The organism is Acinetobacter sp. ANC 4216, assembly GCF_004331195.1.
GTDB classification, from domain to species: Bacteria; Pseudomonadota; Gammaproteobacteria; order Pseudomonadales; family Moraxellaceae; genus Acinetobacter; species Acinetobacter kookii.
Genome location: NZ_SJOC01000004.1, coordinates 172462 through 190119 on the forward strand (window position 1 = coordinate 172462; position 17658 = coordinate 190119).

Genomic DNA, 17658 nt, shown 5'->3' on the forward strand with positions numbered 1-17658 from the left:
CTTCTTTGAAGTAATTGCTCTAATTTTGTCCAAATTATCGACAATTGAAAGCATCTTTATGTAAAATTCGAATTACCACCATTTATTAAATCAATAACAATTGCCACCCAAATAACCAAACTAAGTAATTGTTTTTAAAAAACATAATTTAAATAAATTATACCCATAAAGTTAATAAATGGATTAATTAATAAACACACCACATCATAACATGTTGTTTTTTATTACATAAAAATAGAAACATATAATATTCCAATCTATTTCAGCTACTTCTTTAGTCTTATTTTTTTCACGATTTTATGCTTTAATACAGCCACTTTTTTTTTATATTTTCTTCCGGGCGATGTATCCCATTGTCCGGATTGTACTTTGTACATTTGAATCGTACATATTTGAGATAGGCCTCACCATGACCCAAGTGAACGCACCAGAATTCGTTCGTCACCCTAAGCTTATTGCATGGGTGGAAGAGATTGCTAAATTAACAAAACCGGCAAAAATTGAATGGTGTGACGGTAGCGCAGAAGAATATCAACGTCTTATTGACTTGATGATCGCTAACGGCACTATGCAAGCGCTGAACCAAGAAAAACATCCTGGTTCTTACTTGGCAAATTCTGATCCTTCTGACGTTGCTCGTGTTGAAGGTCGCACATTTATCTGTTCAGAAAAAAAAGAAGACGCAGGTGCGACAAACAACTGGGAAGCGCCTGCCGAAATGCGCGCTCGCCTGAACGGTTTGTTTGACGGTTCAATGAAAGGCCGTACTATGTACGTGGTTCCTTTCTCTATGGGTCCTTTAGGTTCTCATATTGCCCACATCGGTATTGAAATCACTGACTCTCCTTACGTTGCAGTCAGCATGGCCAAAATGGCTCGTATGGGTAAAGCGGTTTATGAAGTACTGGGTACTGATGGCGAATTCGTTCCATGTGTACACACTGTTGGCGCGCCGCTTGAAGAAGGTCAAAAAGACGTTGCTTGGCCATGCAACCCAGAAAAATACATCGTGCATTACCCAGAAACCCGTGAAATCTGGTCATTCGGTTCTGGCTACGGCGGTAACGCATTGCTTGGTAAAAAATGCCTGGCTTTACGTATCGCTTCTTCGATGGGCCGTCAACAAGGCTGGTTAGCTGAACACATGCTGATCCTTGGCGTGACCAATCCACAAGGCGAAAAACATTACATCGCTGCTGCATTCCCTTCTGCTTGTGGTAAAACCAACTTTGCAATGTTGATTCCACCAGCAGGTTACGAAGGCTGGAAAATTGAAACTGTAGGTGACGATATTGCCTGGATTAAACCGGGTGAAGACGGTCGCTTATATGCCATCAACCCTGAAGCTGGTTTCTTCGGTGTAGCGCCTGGTACAAATACCAAGACCAACCCGAACTGTATGGCGACATTAGCGAAAGATGTTATCTATACCAACGTTGCTGTAACTGACAACGGTGAAGTATGGTGGGAAGGTCTGACTAAAGAAGCTCCTGCTAACCTGACCAACTGGAAAGGTCAACCACACACTGGCGCAGAGAAAGCAGCACATCCAAATGCTCGTTTCACCGTTGCTGCGGGTCAATGTCCTTCTATTGATGCTGACTGGGAAAATCCGGCAGGTGTTCCAATTTCTGCGTTCATCTTCGGTGGTCGCCGTGCAGATACAGTGCCTTTAGTTTCTGAAGCATTCGACTGGGTTGATGGCGTATATAAAGCTGCAACCATGGGTTCTGAAACAACTGCCGCTGCTGTAGGCCAACAAGGTGTGGTACGTCGCGATCCATTCGCAATGCTTCCATTCGCAGGTTACAACATGGCTGACTACTTCGCTCACTGGTTAGAAATGGGTGAAAAAGTTGGCGAGAAAGCTGCTGCTGCCGGCAACAAGCTGCCTGGTATCTACAACGTGAACTGGTTCCGTCGTGATGCTGAAGGCAACTTCGTATGGCCTGGCTTCGGTCAAAACATGCGTGTTCTTGAGTGGATTATTGACCGTTGTGAAGGTCGTGCAACAGCAGTTGACACACCAATCGGTCGCGTTCCAACTTACGAACAGCTGAACTGGACTGGTTCTGACTTCACTAAAGAACAATTCGAGCTTGTCACTTCTCAAGACAAAGATCAATGGATCAAAGAACTTGAAAGCCACACTGAATTGTTCAACAAACTTGGTGAGCGCTTACCAGCTGCACTTAAAGCACGTCAAAACGAGCTTTTAGAAGCTGTAAAAAAATCTGCTTAATCAGTAGATATTGAAAAAAGGCCGCACGTGCGGTCTTTTTTCAACCGTTTGTTTAATAAAAAGATTTTATAACTTAACAACAACCATAAAAGGGGAAAATTCATGTTAAAAATGCTTACACTTAGCGCTTGCCTGTTTGGCCTGTCTACTTTAGTGATGGCCAAACCTGAAACTGCAGAACAACCTGCCTTACACATTTGTGCAATCAAAGGTACGCCAGACTCTAGCCAGTTTCAGATCAAAAAGCGCATTAAAGTGGCTAAGGGAACTTATGGCAGTGTAGAAGAGCTGTATTCACGTTTTGCAGAACGTGCCCATCAAGTCGGTGGCAATGTGGTCATTAACTACAATGCCAGCCAGAGATTCGGTTTCTGGCCTTGGCGTATTGTACGCCCAGTGGTTTGGGGAACTGCAGTGAAATGGAATACGCCAGTAAATTGTAAAGAACTCGGCGGCGTTGAAATTTAAGCACAGCCCAGAGCTGGGACTTCAGTCAAGATAAAAACTACGACTTGCTACATCCAAAAGACCGCTCAGGCGGTCTTTTTTATTGACAGGTTTAAGCAGCCGTATCGCTTGATCTTTTCAGCAGCAACTTCAAAAGATATTGATCTAATTGCTGTATTTCATCAGCACTAAATTGAAAGCCGAGTTTGGTTCTGCGCCATAAAATATCTTCACTGGTTCTTGCCCATTCCTGATCGACCAGATAGTCGACCTCTCTAGCAAACAGTCCATGACCAAAATCTTCACCCAATTCACTTGTCGTTGAAATATTCTTTAAAAAATTCCACACCCGTGAGCCATAAGCATGTGCCCAGCGCGAAGCCAATGACAAAGAAACCTGATCAATGCCTTGCATAAGCTGCTGCATTAACAGCTCCACCGAAACCAGGTTTTCCGCACCCGGCAAACATGCCGTCTCGGTCCAGGATTTATTCATGTCCGGGAATGTCGGTGCCAAATGCGCCATTGCCGATTCTGCCAGTTTTCGATAGGTAGTGAGCTTGCCACCAAAGACCGAAAGTAAGGGGGCATCATTTTCCTGCGTAGGCGATATCGCCAAAGTGTAATCTCGGGTAATCGCCGATGGATTATCTGACTCGTCATCACACAAAGAGCGCACACCTGAATAGGTATATAAAATATCCTCTACCGTCAGCTGATGTTTAAAATGATCATTATAAACATTCAGCAAATAGTCCACCTCCTGCGAGGTGATTTTGACCTGATCCAGGTTGCCCTGATATTCATGATCTGTGGTACCAATTAAGGTGTATTGCTCCAGATAAGGAATGGCAAATACAATACGGTGATCATCATTTTGCAGAATGAACGCTTTATCGCCTTCATAAATTCTAGGCACGATAATATGACTGCCTTGGACAAGACGTAAACCATGTGGTGATTGCTGTTTTAAATTGTGCTCAATAAACTGGAACACCCAAGGCCCAGTAGCGTTAACCAGTGCTTTTGCCTGCACCTGATAACTACCCTGTGCATGTTCCAGATGGATGTTCCACACGCCATTTTCACGGTAAGCAGCGGTACAATGAGTTTGTGTGGCAATTTTAGCGCCCAGCTCATGGGCCTGCATGGCATTTAAAACCACCAAGCGCGCATCATCCACAGTACAATCCGAATACTCAAAACCCTGCGTCATTTCATCTTTTAAAGGACTGCTGGCCGGATCAAAATGAATATGCCGAGAAGCAGCTAATTTTTTCCGCTTGCCCAAGTGATCATAAATAAATAAACCGGTCCATATCAGCCAAGCGGGACGTAAATGCGGCTGATGCGGCATGATAAAACGTAAGGGACGAATGATATGCGGCGCTTTGGCTAGCAGGATTTCCCGCTCCAGCAAAGCTTCATGTACCAGGCGGAATTCTTTATATTCAAGATAACGCAAACCGCCATGAATCAACTTACTGCTGGCAGAGGAAGTATGGCTGGCGAGATCATCCTTTTCACATAAAAAAACGGATAAACCCCGTCCTGCAGCATCAACCGCAATACCTACGCCATTGATGCCACCACCAATCACCGCTACATCATAGACCGGATGACTCACTTGCATGTCCACCTCCTCTAGTCCTGTTCGAACAGTAAACTTAAATTTCCTGTTGTTCCAAGAAACTTAACACTATTTAAAGTGAAAGGACACCGAATAATTGTCGTTCACTTCCATGAAGACAAAATGGACAGCGTGTTTATTTTTATCAACTCCCCCAAAACTTGATCCCACTGCTTATTTATATACTTTCTTTTTACACTGTAAATTTTGCACATTTCTCATACAAAACTGAAAGAATCATAGGCTTATTCCACTTTAATAATGGGTTTAACATCAGAAAAACAATAGCAAAATGGACTTGTGCAGATGATTGAACAAAACGTTTCTCAAGTAAATTTAGACACCAAAACACGGGTCAAATCTATTCTTGGCGGTTCGGCAGGCAACCTGGTGGAATGGTATGACTGGTATGTCTATGCTGCTTTTACCTTATATTTTGCCCATGCCTTCTTCCCCAAAGGCAGCCAGACAGCGCAATTACTTCAGGCAGCCGCCATTTTCGCAGTCGGCTTTTTAATGCGACCGATTGGTGCCTGGATTATGGGTATTTACTCGGATAAAAAAGGACGCAAATCCGGGCTTACCCTTTCTGTGACCTTGATGTGTATTGGCTCTCTGATGATTGCTGTTTCCCCAACCCATGATCAAATTGGCATATTCGCGCCTATTATTTTAGTAGTTGCCCGGCTCATCCAGGGCTTAAGTGTCGGTGGTGAATACGGCGCCAGCGCCACCTATTTAAGTGAAATGGCTGAAAGAAACCGGCGCGGCTTTTTCTCAAGCTTTCAGTATGTGACCCTGATTGCCGGTCAGCTGACTGCACTCTGCGTATTGCTGATTTTGCAGTTCGTCCTCACTGAAGAACAGCTGCATGACTGGGGCTGGCGTATTCCCTTCTTTATTGGAGCTTGTCTCGCCATTGTGGTGTTCTATATCCGTCGTGGATTGCTTGAAACGCAATCTTTTAAAAATGCTCAAAAAGATAAAACTCAGCCTGAATCTGGCATGTTTGCTTTATTTAAACATTATCCTAAACAAGCCTTTACGGTTTTATTTTTAACCGCTGGAGGTACGGTTGCTTTTTATAGCTATACCACCTACTTGCAAAAATACTTGGTGAATACTTCCGGATTTAGCAAACCTGCAGCCACACAAATTACGACTCTGGCGCTGTTCATTTTCATGTGTATACAACCTTTAGCCGGTGCTTTGTCAGATAAAATTGGACGTAAACCGCTCATGATTGCTTTTGGGGTCTTAGGCGTTTTATTTACCTATTTTATATTTGATCGTCTAGGTCAGACGCATGACTACTGGGCAGCATTTTGGCTCTGCCTGGCAGGCCTGGTTATTGTAACTGGCTATACCTCCATTAATGCAGTCGTCAAAGCCGAATTATTCCCGGCCCATATCCGTGCCTTAGGCGTTGCACTGCCCTATGCCCTCGCCAATACCCTGTTTGGCGGTACAGCCGAATTTTTTGCCTTAAGTTTTAAGGAAGCCGGACATGAGTCCTGGTTCTTTATTTATGTCACGATTTTAATCTTTATCTCGTTGCTGGTTTATATCTTTATGAAAGATACCAAACACCATTCCGAAATTAAGGAACATTAGTCCAAAACCAATCAAAAAAGCCTTTCTTTATTGAAAGGCTTTTTTGATTTATCTGTACGCTTAAATAAAATAAGTAGTGCATGCGCAATAAAAGCCCAAAAGTATATTCTTTCAATTTAAGTCGACTAAAATGATCCTTGCCACAATCTTTATATTCATATGGCTACTCCCCTAGTATGCAGTGTCAGACAAGTGATGATTAATTCGATTTAACCCGGTTGAATCATCCACTTCTAAGCCTAGGATGGTCACATTTGGAAAGCTTTTTTATGAGATATAAGCACGGTAAGATCGTTAAAAAATCGGGCTTATGGCATACTGAATAGAATAATAACGCCGGGAACTTTTGAAGATGAACAAGAGCTATAAATTGTTGGGTTTGGGTTTGATTGCGCTTGGACTGGCTGCCTGTCAAAGTACTCCGCGCCAATACAACGGTAATGTCGGCTATCAGATTGAAAGCAAGTCAACGGATAGCACAACCTTGGCTTATACTCTGGCTATTCGCCAAAACCAGAAAGTTGATGAACAGAAATTACAACGTGCCTGCCAAAAAGTATTAGGCCTAAATAAACAATATAAATTAACGATCCTGAGCATTAGTGAAATTGCCAATCCGGAAATACAAACACCACACTATGGCCGTCAATTGGGTCAAAGTCGCACCAGCATAAGTCTCAGCAATACCCCAGATCTATATAACAGTGAAAATATGGCGACTCGCCAGTCGTTGGAGGCGCGTCCAAGTACCTTAAGTGTGGTGCGTTATACCTGCTCTTAAAATTTACAGGCTAGATAGAAATAAGACGCTGTTTATAGCGTCTTATAAAAACTGACATTACGAAATTCCTTTGCTTCATCCAGGTCCGGCCAGGTGGTCGCACTGCGCTCATCCAGCTTTTGATAATTTGGATGACTAAAGTTTTTCACCCGACTGTCTGCTACCCATACCTCAGGTGCAAATTTCAGGAATTCATCCAGGAAAAAGCGGTTACATTGGTCATACAGCACATCTGCGGCCAAGAGGACATCCACCTGTTCTGCTTTATATAAATCATCCAGATATTCAAGTTCTACATTATTCAATGCTGCATTGGCGCGACAGGCATCCAAACTAACCTGATCAATATCACAGCAGATTACCCGCTTCGCGCCTGCCATTTTCGCCGCAATCGCCACCACGCCCGACCCTGCACCAAAATCCAGAACCACCTTGTCTTTCACATGATGCGGTTCAGCAAGAAGCCACTGCGCCATAGCAAGTCCAGAAGCCCAGCAGAAGATCCAGTACGGCGTATTATTCCAGATCCGGCGAATCACTTCGTCATCCAGTTTGTCTGTTGGAAATACAGGTGGAATCAGCCATAAAGAAATGGGGGTTTCAGGCAATTGCTGTGCCATCAAGTCACAACCGGGGATCACCTCATGTAAGGCTTGAATAAGATGTTCTGGGGCTTTTGGAAATTGAAAAGTACAGCTCATTGGATTTTTATTCGTTTTAATTTGAAAAAATTTGAAGATATTCCGCCTCCTTTTAGGAGAGGGTTATGGAGAGGTCTAAATTCCTGAGACTTCTTCCCTCATCCCAACCTTCTCCCTGAGCCGTATACGGCGCAAGAGAAGGAGTATCCATTATTTTTACAATGAATTTCCCCTCTCCTGAGCAAGATTTAAAGCATTGCTTTTAAATCGAAGCGCAAGAGAGGGTCAGGGAGAGGTCAATTTATTAACCCAAAGCCTTCTCAGCAGCTTCAACCGTTTGACGAATCAAAGTGGTAATGGTCATTGGACCTACACCACCCGGAACTGGTGTATAAGCAGAAGCGATTTCTTCGATCCCAACCAGTTGAATGTCACCGACACCACCGCCATCACGTGGGTGGAAACCGGCATCTACAACCACTGCACCTGGTTTGATCCAGTCTTTTTGAATCAATTCAGCTTTACCAACAGCGCCTACAATAATGTCTGCCTGTTTTACAAAGCTTGCAAGGTCTTGGGTACGTGAATGGCAAATCGTGACTGTTGCATTGGCTTCAAGCAGCATTGCAGCCATCGGTTTACCCAAAATGGCAGAACGGCCTACAACAACGGCATGTTTACCTGCAATTTCAATGTTGTTTTCTTTCAGAATGGTCATGATGCCTGCAGGCGTTGCAGAACCATAAGCCGCTTCACCCATTGCCATACGGCCATAGCCCAGGCAAGTTACACCGTCAACGTCTTTCGCCAGTGAAATGGCATCAAAACATGCACGCTCATCAATTTGCGCAGGTACCGGATGCTGTAAAAGAATACCGTGAACATCTGGGTTCGTGTTTAATTTTTCAATTTCCGCAAGCAACTGTTCAGTTGTGGTTTCCTTTGGAAGCTCAACTTTGAGTGAATCCATACCAACACGGCGGCAGGCATTCCCTTTCATACGAACGTAAGTTGCAGATGCACCATCATCACCCACCAAAATAGTCGCAAGGATTGGAGTACGACCTGATTTTGCTTTTAACGCTTCTACGCGAGTTAACAAATCAGCCTCAATTTGCTTTGCCAATGCACGACCATCTAATACTAATGCCACGGCACTTCTCCCAAATGTTGATATGAATCAATTTCGCACATTCTACATGAATATTTTAAATATTTTCCGTTATATGCTGCTTTTCTGCACATCTGCATAAATCTACTATTGTTTTTTTTTCAGGGCTTGATAATATACGCAGCAACAAGAGATGGCGGGGTGGCAGAGTGGTCATGCAGCGGACTGCAACTCCGTGTACGCCGGTTCGATTCCGACCTCCGCCTCCAATCTTGTTAAGCCCGAGTGGTGAAATCGGTAGACACAGGGGATTTAAAATCCCCCGCCCACAAAGCGTGCCAGTTCGAGTCTGGCCTCGGGCACCATTCTTAGCCTACTAAGATGGTGTAAATAAAGAACCCAGCATTAAGCTGGTTTTTTTATGCCTGAAATTTCTGCCAGGCCCCTCTCTTATTTCACGCTCTTTCATTTCTTTGTTAATGATGATTCTGTAAATAACCCTGCAGGCTAGCTTCCAGCTCTTGCTGCAAATGTGCTGGCTTTATTATTTTCACATAAGGAATCCAGTAACGTACCAGCGGGTTCAATTCTTTCTGATGCCGAATCTGACAACTCATCAATAGTCCTTCTGTTTCCGATTCATCTAGAATCGCCTGTTCTGGAAAAATCCGGCGTTGCTTAAAATAAATCGAAGCCTCGGGGTGTACCGATAAAACCACTTCCTGTTTTTCGTACTGAAACCAGATGCCTTCATCATCTTCCAATTGCTGCAAGACAGTCTGATCATGTTCAAACGCTGAAAGCCGATGGCTACAGATAATTTTCTCAATACGCCCCAGACGGTAAACGCGCAGTTCCTGTTTGCGTACAGCCGCCAAATACCAGTTGCCCATGTGATGAATTAATCGATAGGGTTTTACAACCCGTATTTGGCCTCTGTAAAGCAAAGCAATTTGCTGTCTTTTTTGAATACTGGCAGTGAGCACCTTGAAATGTTCAGCATACTGGGTGTTATCTTCAAAATTGTAGCCTTTGGCAGAAAAAACCGGATTGGACCGATTGTCGAACAGTTCCCTTAAAAAGGAGATATCTAAAGAGGGATAAAGATTCTGAATGCCAGACAACTGGGCAAAATTTTGAATATCCTGTAATTTAAAGCGCCCAAAATAGGAAGAATCCAGGTAAAATTTTTTGGTTTTAGTATCTTGAATAAGTGGAAGATAAGAATTTAAACGATCAAAATCACGCTCTATGGTTCTGCTACTGACCCGAAACTCAAGCGCCAATTCGTGCACGCTCAGTTGATGCCCTACATTAAGCTTTGTCAGTATACGGGCCAAACGTTCTGCAAGACGCTCATGTGTTGAAGGATGACCCTTCATAAAACCCCTCTTTGTGCTTTGCAGCACAACGCTTAAAATGCGTAAAATTATTCAATTATGAAAAAATTATAGCGTCAATTAAAAACGTGTTTCTGAGTATTTTCTCCGACTTAAGGCTAATATGGCTGCTTTAAAAGGTTATTTAGCCAAACGTATCCGACGGCTTTTTTTGCCTTTACCATTCAGGCGTTCGACATAACGCTCCAGATGTAGCATGGCTTTATAAAACTGATGCAGATTAGAAGGCAATACCTGATTGCAAATAATGGCTTTATGCAATCTTTTCAAGGCACGTAAGCCATGTTCAGATGTATAAGGAGCTGAGACTATTTTCATAATATTCTTCCTTTTATTACATGACGTTTCAATTAAAACCAATCAATTTAGTCGGATTATCTTAAAACTTAATTTACCTCCTGGTTCTGACAGGTTGTGTCGAGTAATCGACATTTTTTTACCATTTTTTAAACTTTATGACCTTTTTTCTATTCATTAATTTAAATTAGTTATCATTTTTTATTACATGCAAAATAAAAGCCAACATCTGTTGGCTTTTATTTTATTTAAAGCTGGAATCGTTAGATGATTTCCACTACAACTTTACCGACATGCTCACCGGTATCCATCACCGCATGTGCATCCTGAATCTGGTCAAACTTGAAAGTTTTGTAGATCATTGGCAAGCATTCGCCTTTTGCCCACAGCGGAGCAACCTGCTCCTTTAAGCCTTGAGCAATTTCAGCCTTTTCAGCAGTATTACGTGCACGCATGGTTGAACCAGTAATGGTCAGGCGCTTCATCATGATTTGACCGAGTTTGACCTCTTTGGCTTTTGCCCCACCCAAGAAAGCGATATAGACCAGACGACCGTCACGACGCAGCAGATTCAGGTTTTTTTCCAGATATGGCGCACCGACCATATCCAGAATCACATCGACACCGCCATTGTCAGTAGCTTCATTAATGACTTGCTCAAAGTCTTGAGTCTTATAATTGATGGCATGGGTTAAATCTGAAATGGCCGCAACTTTTTCATCGCTACCCACGGTGGCAAAAGTTTTGATTCCAAGCGATTTACACAGCATTAAAGCAGTGGTTCCAATTCCGCTGGTTCCACCATGCACCAGTACCGTTTCCCCTGCTTTGGCTTTACCCATCTGGAATACGTTGGCCCATACAGTAAAGAAAGTTTCAGGAATCGCCGCTGCCTGAGTAAAGCTTACGCCTTCAGGAATTGCCAAGGTTTGGCTTTCAGGCACCACACAATATTCCGCATAGCCGCCGCCATTGGTCAGGCCGCAAACCTTATCGCCAACCTTAAACTGGCTAACACCACTACCCACGGCCACCACTTCACCGGCCACTTCCAGACCCGGTACAGGCGTTACCCCTTTAGGCATTGGATATAGACCCTGACGCTGCAAGATATCTGGACGGTTAATACCAAAGGCATGTACTTTTACCAAGACTTCATCTGCTTTAGCTTCAGGTACTGCAACAGTTTCGTAAGCGAGTTTATCCACGCCGCCCGGTTCTGTAATAATGACTTGTTGCATTGTCGCTTGTGACATAGTTTATTCCTGATCTATTCATTGCTTTTTAAATTTACCGCCCTATTTGAACATAGAAATAGCCGGGAATGAATAACCGTGGACTTATGTATAATCCTCCCACTATTCAGCAAAATAATATGAGATAGCACATGGCAACCATTCAAAAAGCTAAAATGCAGGATATGGATGCTATCTTAGGCATCTGGCTCAATGCTTCCTTGCAGGTGCATGATTTTATTCCTGCTGCTTACTGGGAAAAGCAGCTGATTCCGATGCGTGATCTTTATCTGCCTTTGGCCGAAAATTTTGTCATTAAAGAAAATCAAACAGTGCTGGGTTTTGCGTCTTTATTAAGATCAGAGGCAGTGCTGGCTGCACTTTTTATTGCACCTCATCAGCAAGGTTCTGGATATGGCAAATGTTTAATTGATTTTTTAAAACAGCAATGTGATGAATTGCATTTAAATGTCTATACTGAAAATACCGCAGCGGTCAGTTTTTATCAGCAGCTGGGCTTTAAAGTCATCAGCCAAGCCCTGGATAAAAACACCGGTCATGCAGAATTGAATATGACTTGGTCCAAGCCTTAATTTGGAAAAGATAAGGACAAATTGATGTCAGCCGTCATTGCATACAATGAAGATAATTATAGTGACTTTGAATGGTTTGAAGGCCTGGCAGTCATCCGTTTCTATGCCGACTGGTGCAAACCCTGTGTACAGAACTTCCCTGTCTTTGAACAGCTGGCCGCTGATTATGCTGAAGTAAAACCCGAGATCAAATTCGGCAAGATCAATGTCGATCAATCCCCGATTCTGACCCTACGCTATAACGTTTATGGTTTGCCTTCTACACTGATTTTTAAAAATGGACAAATCATTCAACGGATTGCAGGGGTGAAAAGTTTGAATGAAATGAAAAGTATTGTTGATTTAATGGACTAATATAAAATTATCTTTGCTGATCGATAAAAATACTCAATTGAATATTGTAGCGTCATTTCAGTAAATCTTACTTTATTTCTATTATTATTCAATATATTGTAAGACCCACACCGACAATAAAAAATACTCAATTATTATGGATTTAAAAGTCATTTTCCTATTTTGCCTGTTCCCTTGTTTGGGCATTATTTTCCTGACATGGTTGTTGCGTTTTCCTTGGGCCTGGCTATTTAAAACTGTGATTGCTTTTGAAGTTGTAGTTGCAATTTTGGTATTTGTCATTGAGCTTGATGCAAGAAAAACACCTGGGAATAGCGGCTGGATCATGATCTTTGCAGCCGTCTTTCAGATCTATTTTGCCGTACTGCTTATGTTGACCCGCTTAGTGATCTGGCTGATAAAAAAACGGGGCTAAAGTTATGCATTCACCCCTTCTTTCATATTCATGGTTTGGATAATTTTTTAATTAACTGAAGTGTTTTTTATTTGGGCATATCCACAAATTGCATCAGGAATTTACGTACCAATGGCAGCACGACCAGAATCAATGGAAATGCCATCAGCCATGACAAGCTCCAGGCATGTAGCCATAATGAGATAAACTGGTCACTCCAGCCTTTATTCAGCAGCATGTTAAAGCAGGAAATTGCCCCGCTCATAATGCCCGACAGAATAAGGGGCATCAGCCAGGCCAGATGCTTAGGGTGAAATTTTGGGAGATTATTTTTCATCATTTAACCTGATCTTTTAAATCGTGAATCGAATTACAAACGGGTAATGTTCGCTGCGGCTTGGTCAATCTGTTCTGCAATCTCTTGAACGTCTTTACTGCTTAATTCAGCATGGGACAGCTTTAAACGCAGGGAAGTTTTCAGGTTTTCCATCGCACGTTTGATATCAATAAACTGTTCGTTGTTGTGGATTTGCTTACGCGTATTAAAACGGTCGAGAACTTTATTGACCTCTTGTTGATGCGCGGCTAAATGTTTTAGGCCTTTGGCTGTAATATGATATTGCTTGCGCTCATCCACACTCAGCTTTACTTCTGTGTAATGGTGTTCTTCAAGATAGTTGATGGTCGGACAGATGGTGCCGGTGCTCGGCTTGTAGTTTCCACCAACCAAAGCAGCAACATCTTTGATAATGTCGTAGCTAAACTTTGGGGATTGGGCAATAAAGTGCAGCACCAAGAGCTTCATTTCGCCTGCTTCAAACAGGCGTTTTCGGATTTTAACAGGACTTTCGCTAACTGCGAGAAGGTCTGAATTTGGCATAGCTAAGACATACCTCAAAAACCATTAAGATATATCTTAATATATTTTTAAAATTTTAGTTACCTCTATTTTTTAATTATTTTAGATTTAGATGACCTCTAAATTCCTTCAATTTTTATCCTACTCCAATATAATAATGAGACTTTTTATGTATATTTTCTAATAACATATCAAAATTATTAAAAAAAATTTATGTTTAATATTTCAATTTTGAATTTTTTAAATTGTTATGAAGCTATTTTAAGAATTCAGTTAATATTAATTATATAAACTCAAAGTGTTTTGATCCTTCCATTCCATTTAAGAATTTTAGAAAAGTTTTACATTAAAGAAGAACTTTCATATTTATAATGCTTCTTTACTAAGCTTTATCAAGTCTTTAAGCTTATCTCTCCATTCATTGATAACCTTATTATGTTCTGCTTCATTGAACTTCACACTTTTTAATCCTAATTCTGAACGAAAAGCATTAAGTAAATCTATATTAACTTTGGCCATCTCTCCTTTTAATTCAAAAAGTTTAATATTTGCTATATCTTCCAATTCACATCTTTTTAAAATTAACTTTAGCCTTTCATCTACATATTCTTTTTTTAAATTACTAACAGCTTTTTTGTGTTCCAAAGCTCGTTGTGTAGCATTCATGTCCCCTTTAACAAATGCATCATAATATTTTTGCTGTAAAAAAATTATTTCATTTTCAAAATTATTAATTATAGGGTCAATTGCAGAAATCTCACTTTTTATATCAATAATTGCGTAACCCAACTCAATCATTTGGAAATAAATAGATATATAGGTATTCTCCCATCTATTCACTATCTCCAAAGAGTCAAGATGCAAAACCATTTTTACTTTTGTAAGACTCTGAAAAAATTCAATAGGTAATTCAATATTTTCATTAATTGCTACATAAATTGGATGTTTCAACTTATACAATGCTGAATCAATATTCTCTGCCAAATTCATGAAAATATTAAGTTTAAGCTGGAGTTCTCGACTTTTTCTATTATGTCTGACCGTTAATAAACTGAATACTATAGTCACTAATACTGTGCATAATGCAATTAAACTTTGATTAGTTTTCAAAAAGACTAAGAATTCATTCATTATTATGATTATCAAAAATTTAATTTTAATATTCTACATAAAAAACCCGCCTTTCGGCAGGTTTTTTAAATCAATTCAATCTATTAAAGACGAACCAATTCCACAATTTTCTCAGCCAATTCTTCAACCGACTCTTGCGCGAAGCTTACATCTGTACCTTCCGCAACAGTGGTAATCACCGCAATACCTGTTTCACGAAGCAGTGCAACTTGCGCAGCATCAAGATCAGCTTTCGCAATCGCAACAATACCTTGTTGAAGCAACAGGTTTTCAAGCGCTTGCGCATTTTCCAGTGCTTTAGCAGATACCGTAATTGACGCAGGTTTTTGACCCAAACGTGCCGCACGGTCTTCCGCAGTGACAGGGTTACTATGTGCAGTCCATTCAACTGACTCTTCAACCATACCCGCACCAATCGTAACGTTGTTCAAACGATCAATGAAGATAAACGAACCGGTGTAACGGCTGTCCTGATAACGGTCAAAGACCACTGGCGCATCAAATTCAACAGTCACATTGGCAATCGCATTCAGCTCAAGGTGATCCACTTGCATTTGCTCAAGCGTATTCACATTGGTACGGAAGTTAATGCCAGTCACTTTGGCAGGCACAGTTTGCGTACCAATCTTGATATTATACAGCTTGCCAATTACTAACGGCTGATCCGCCATCCAGACCACAGTCGCTTTCACTGAACGTGAAATGGCAGGAACAGCCTGATCCGCACGAACCAGCATATTACCGCGTGATACGTCAATTTCATCGTTTAGCGTTAGTGTGACCGCTTGACCTGCAAAAGCATGTTCAAGGTTGCCATCAAAGGTAACGATCTCTTTAACCGTTGAAGTCTTACCAGATGGCAAGGCAACAACTTTATCGCCCACATTGATTTCACCCAGCGCAATCGTACCAGCGAAACCACGGAAGTCGAGGTTAGGACGGTTGACATACTGCACAGGGAAACGGAAATCACGTTGCGCGGTATCACGGTTAATTTCAACAGACTCAAGCGTACCCATCAAGGTTTCGCCAGTGTACCACGGCGTATTGGCAGACTTGTTCACCACGTTATCGCCATTCAATGCAGAAATAGGCGTAAAGATGATGTTACTTGGCTTGCGGTCGCCTAACTGGTTTACGAAGTTGGCATAATCGGCCTGAATTTCATTGAAGCGCGCTTCAGAGAATTCCACCAGATCCATTTTGTTGATCGCAACAATAATGTTCTTAATACCGAGCAAGCTTGCAATATAGGTATGACGGCGGGTTTGGGTTTGTACACCATAACGCGCATCAATCAGAATGATTGCAAGGTCACAGGTAGATGCACCTGTCGCCATGTTACGGGTATATTGCTCATGTCCCGGAGTATCGGCAATGATGAACTTGCGCTTTTCAGTAGAGAAATAACGGTAAGCCACATCAATGGTAATCCCCTGCTCACGTTCAGCTTGCAGACCATCTACAAGTAACGCCAAGTCAGGTGCATCACCTGTTGTACCGACTTTTTTCGAGTCACGGGTTACGGCTTGCAATTGATCTTCATAAATCAATTTTGAATCGTAAAGCAAACGACCAATTAAAGTCGATTTACCGTCATCCACGTTACCGCAAGTCAGGAAACGTAGCAGGTCTTTATTTTCGTGCTGTTTTAAATACGCCAGGATATCCTGGCTAATCAATTCTGATTGATGAGACATTGCTCAAAGCTCCACAAATTCGTTGAAATCGGTTTCTAAATCTCCCTAAATCCCTCTTTATAAAAGAGGGACTTTTTCTCCTCTCTTTCGTAAAGAGAGGTTGGGAGAGATTAATTAGAAGTAACCTTCCTGCTTTTTCTTTTCCATCGAGCCTGCTTCATCATGGTCAATCATACGACCCTGACGTTCAGAACTTGTGGCTAAAAGCATTTCCTGGATAATTTCCGGCAAGGTGTTGGCAGTTGATTCAACTGCACCCGTTAACGGGTAACAACCTAAAGTACGGAAACGTACCGATTTCATTTGTGGAACTTCACCTTCATGTAAAGGCATACGTTCATCATCAACCATAATCAGTGTGCCACTACGTTCAACTACAGGACGTTCTGCAGCCAAATAAAGTGGTACTAATGGAATGCTTTCCAAATAGATATATTGCCAGATATCAAGCTCAGTCCAGTTTGATAACGGGAATACACGAATACTTTCGCCTTTGTTCACTTTACCGTTGTAAAGGTTCCAAAGCTCAGGACGCTGGTTTTTAGGGTCCCAACGGTGCTTCGTATCACGGAACGAATAAACACGTTCTTTGGCACGTGATTTTTCTTCATCACGGCGCGCGCCACCAAAAGCGGCATCAAAACCGTATTTATCCAAAGCCTGTTTTAAGCCCTGGGTTTTCATGATGTCGGTATATTTAGAACTGCCGTGATCAAACGGGTTGATTCCAGCGTCTTTACCTTCTTTGTTTTGATGCACGATCAAATCGAAACCATGGGTTTTCGCCATGTTGTCGCGGAATTTGATCATATCTTTGAACTTCCAGCCCGTGTCTACATGCAGTAGCGGGAATGGAAGTTTTGCAGGATAGAATGCTTTTAAAGCAAGATGCAGCATTACTGCAGAATCTTTACCAATAGAATACAACATGACCGGATTTTCAAATTCGGCAGCCACTTCACGGATAATGTGAATACTCTCAGCTTCAAGCTGTTTAAGATGAGTAAGTCTTTCCTCAGTTATGGACATTGACAACACCAGCTCAGATCAACGTGTACTTATTACACTTTTAAAAATATATATATTCATTATAGAGATTTAGTTATCACATCTATTGCTTGTTTTATTATATTGATATGCATATTTGTCATATAAAGCTTAACTAATAAAGAGTATAAGTTTTTATTAATGATTCACTTAAATGATGTTCTATTATTTTATCCAGATGC

Annotated in this window: 18 protein-coding genes and 2 tRNA genes; 9 read left to right on the top strand and 11 right to left on the bottom strand. The window is 41.6% G+C overall.

Annotation, left to right across the window (positions count from 1 at the left end; all coding sequences use genetic code 11):
* The first annotated feature begins 409 nt into the window (after positions 1-409).
* Positions 410-2242: a phosphoenolpyruvate carboxykinase (GTP) gene (locus E0H88_RS04790; RefSeq protein WP_092819959.1), complete on the top strand. Its 1833-nt coding sequence runs from the start codon at positions 410-412 to the stop codon at positions 2240-2242.
* 102 nt (positions 2243-2344) lie between these two features.
* On the top strand, positions 2345-2710 hold the full coding sequence (locus E0H88_RS04795) for a hypothetical protein (protein WP_131273291.1): 366 nt from the start codon (positions 2345-2347) through the stop codon (positions 2708-2710).
* 91 nt (positions 2711-2801) lie between these two features.
* Here E0H88_RS04795 and glpD read toward each other — a convergent pair whose 3' ends face one another.
* Positions 2802-4322: a glycerol-3-phosphate dehydrogenase gene (gene glpD / locus E0H88_RS04800; protein WP_131273292.1), complete on the bottom strand. Its 1521-nt coding sequence runs from the start codon at positions 4320-4322 to the stop codon at positions 2802-2804.
* A 303-nt stretch (positions 4323-4625) separates the two neighbouring features.
* Between glpD and E0H88_RS04805 the strand changes: the two genes are divergently transcribed.
* Positions 4626-5933 (top strand): MFS transporter, encoded by a 1308-nt coding sequence (locus E0H88_RS04805; RefSeq protein WP_131273293.1) that lies wholly within the window; start codon positions 4626-4628, stop codon positions 5931-5933.
* Positions 5934-6285: 352 nt separating this feature from the next.
* A complete protein-coding gene (locus E0H88_RS04810) occupies positions 6286-6714 on the top strand; it encodes a hypothetical protein (RefSeq protein ID WP_131273294.1) in 429 nt (142 codons plus the stop codon).
* Between the two features lie 32 nt (positions 6715-6746).
* Here the strand turns inward: E0H88_RS04810 and E0H88_RS04815 are convergent, their stop codons facing one another.
* Positions 6747-7415 carry a class I SAM-dependent methyltransferase gene (locus E0H88_RS04815; RefSeq protein WP_131273295.1) on the bottom strand — a complete coding sequence of 223 codons (669 nt, stop codon included), beginning with the start codon at positions 7413-7415 and terminating at the stop codon, positions 6747-6749.
* Between the two features lie 244 nt (positions 7416-7659).
* Positions 7660-8508, bottom strand: a complete 849-nt coding sequence (gene folD, locus E0H88_RS04820) for a bifunctional methylenetetrahydrofolate dehydrogenase/methenyltetrahydrofolate cyclohydrolase FolD (RefSeq protein WP_131273296.1) — start codon at positions 8506-8508, stop codon at positions 7660-7662.
* 153 nt (positions 8509-8661) lie between these two features.
* Between folD and E0H88_RS04825 the strand changes: the two genes are divergently transcribed.
* A tRNA-Cys gene (locus E0H88_RS04825) sits at positions 8662-8735 on the top strand.
* Positions 8736-8745: 10 nt separating this feature from the next.
* Positions 8746-8831: transfer RNA gene (locus tag E0H88_RS04830), tRNA-Leu, on the top strand.
* A gap of 111 nt (positions 8832-8942) precedes the next feature.
* On the opposite strand, the gene E0H88_RS04835 is transcribed toward E0H88_RS04830, so the two are convergent.
* From E0H88_RS04835 to E0H88_RS04845, 3 genes are all read right to left on the bottom strand, one after another.
* Complete coding sequence (locus E0H88_RS04835; protein ID WP_131273297.1) at positions 8943-9848, bottom strand: helix-turn-helix transcriptional regulator; 906 nt, start codon at positions 9846-9848, stop codon at positions 8943-8945.
* A 138-nt stretch (positions 9849-9986) separates the two neighbouring features.
* Positions 9987-10184: a hypothetical protein gene (locus tag E0H88_RS04840; protein WP_131273298.1), complete on the bottom strand. Its 198-nt coding sequence runs from the start codon at positions 10182-10184 to the stop codon at positions 9987-9989.
* Positions 10185-10426: 242 nt separating this feature from the next.
* A complete protein-coding gene (locus E0H88_RS04845) occupies positions 10427-11419 on the bottom strand; it encodes an NAD(P)H-quinone oxidoreductase (protein ID WP_131273299.1) in 993 nt (330 codons plus the stop codon).
* 131 nt (positions 11420-11550) lie between these two features.
* On the opposite strand from E0H88_RS04845, the gene E0H88_RS04850 reads away from it, so the two are divergent.
* From E0H88_RS04850 to E0H88_RS04860, 3 genes are all read left to right on the top strand, one after another.
* Positions 11551-11991: an N-acetyltransferase gene (locus E0H88_RS04850; protein WP_131273300.1), complete on the top strand. Its 441-nt coding sequence runs from the start codon at positions 11551-11553 to the stop codon at positions 11989-11991.
* Positions 11992-12015: 24 nt separating this feature from the next.
* Positions 12016-12345 (top strand): thioredoxin family protein, encoded by a 330-nt coding sequence (locus E0H88_RS04855; protein WP_131273301.1) that lies wholly within the window; start codon positions 12016-12018, stop codon positions 12343-12345.
* Between the two features lie 136 nt (positions 12346-12481).
* Entirely contained in the window at positions 12482-12760 is a 279-nt protein-coding gene (locus E0H88_RS04860) for a hypothetical protein (RefSeq protein WP_131273302.1), read from the top strand.
* 67 nt (positions 12761-12827) lie between these two features.
* Here E0H88_RS04860 and E0H88_RS04865 read toward each other — a convergent pair whose 3' ends face one another.
* The 5 genes from E0H88_RS04865 to cysD all read right to left on the bottom strand — a co-directional run bounded on the left by E0H88_RS04865 (position 12828) and on the right by cysD (position 17452).
* The gene (locus tag E0H88_RS04865; RefSeq protein ID WP_131273303.1) at positions 12828-13076 is read right to left on the bottom strand and encodes a DUF2798 domain-containing protein; all 249 of its coding nucleotides are present in this window, start codon (positions 13074-13076) and stop codon (positions 12828-12830) included.
* Between the two features lie 33 nt (positions 13077-13109).
* Entirely contained in the window at positions 13110-13619 is a 510-nt protein-coding gene (locus E0H88_RS04870) for a PadR family transcriptional regulator (protein WP_131273304.1), read from the bottom strand.
* A 345-nt stretch (positions 13620-13964) separates the two neighbouring features.
* Positions 13965-14729, bottom strand: coding sequence for a hypothetical protein (locus E0H88_RS04875; protein ID WP_086198719.1), 765 nt, complete (start codon positions 14727-14729; stop codon positions 13965-13967).
* A gap of 83 nt (positions 14730-14812) precedes the next feature.
* Positions 14813-16429, bottom strand: a complete 1617-nt coding sequence (cysN, locus tag E0H88_RS04880) for a sulfate adenylyltransferase subunit CysN (RefSeq protein WP_131273305.1) — start codon at positions 16427-16429, stop codon at positions 14813-14815.
* A gap of 114 nt (positions 16430-16543) precedes the next feature.
* Entirely contained in the window at positions 16544-17452 is a 909-nt protein-coding gene (cysD, locus tag E0H88_RS04885; protein WP_171259703.1) for a sulfate adenylyltransferase subunit CysD, read from the bottom strand.
* Positions 17453-17658 lie beyond the last annotated feature (206 nt).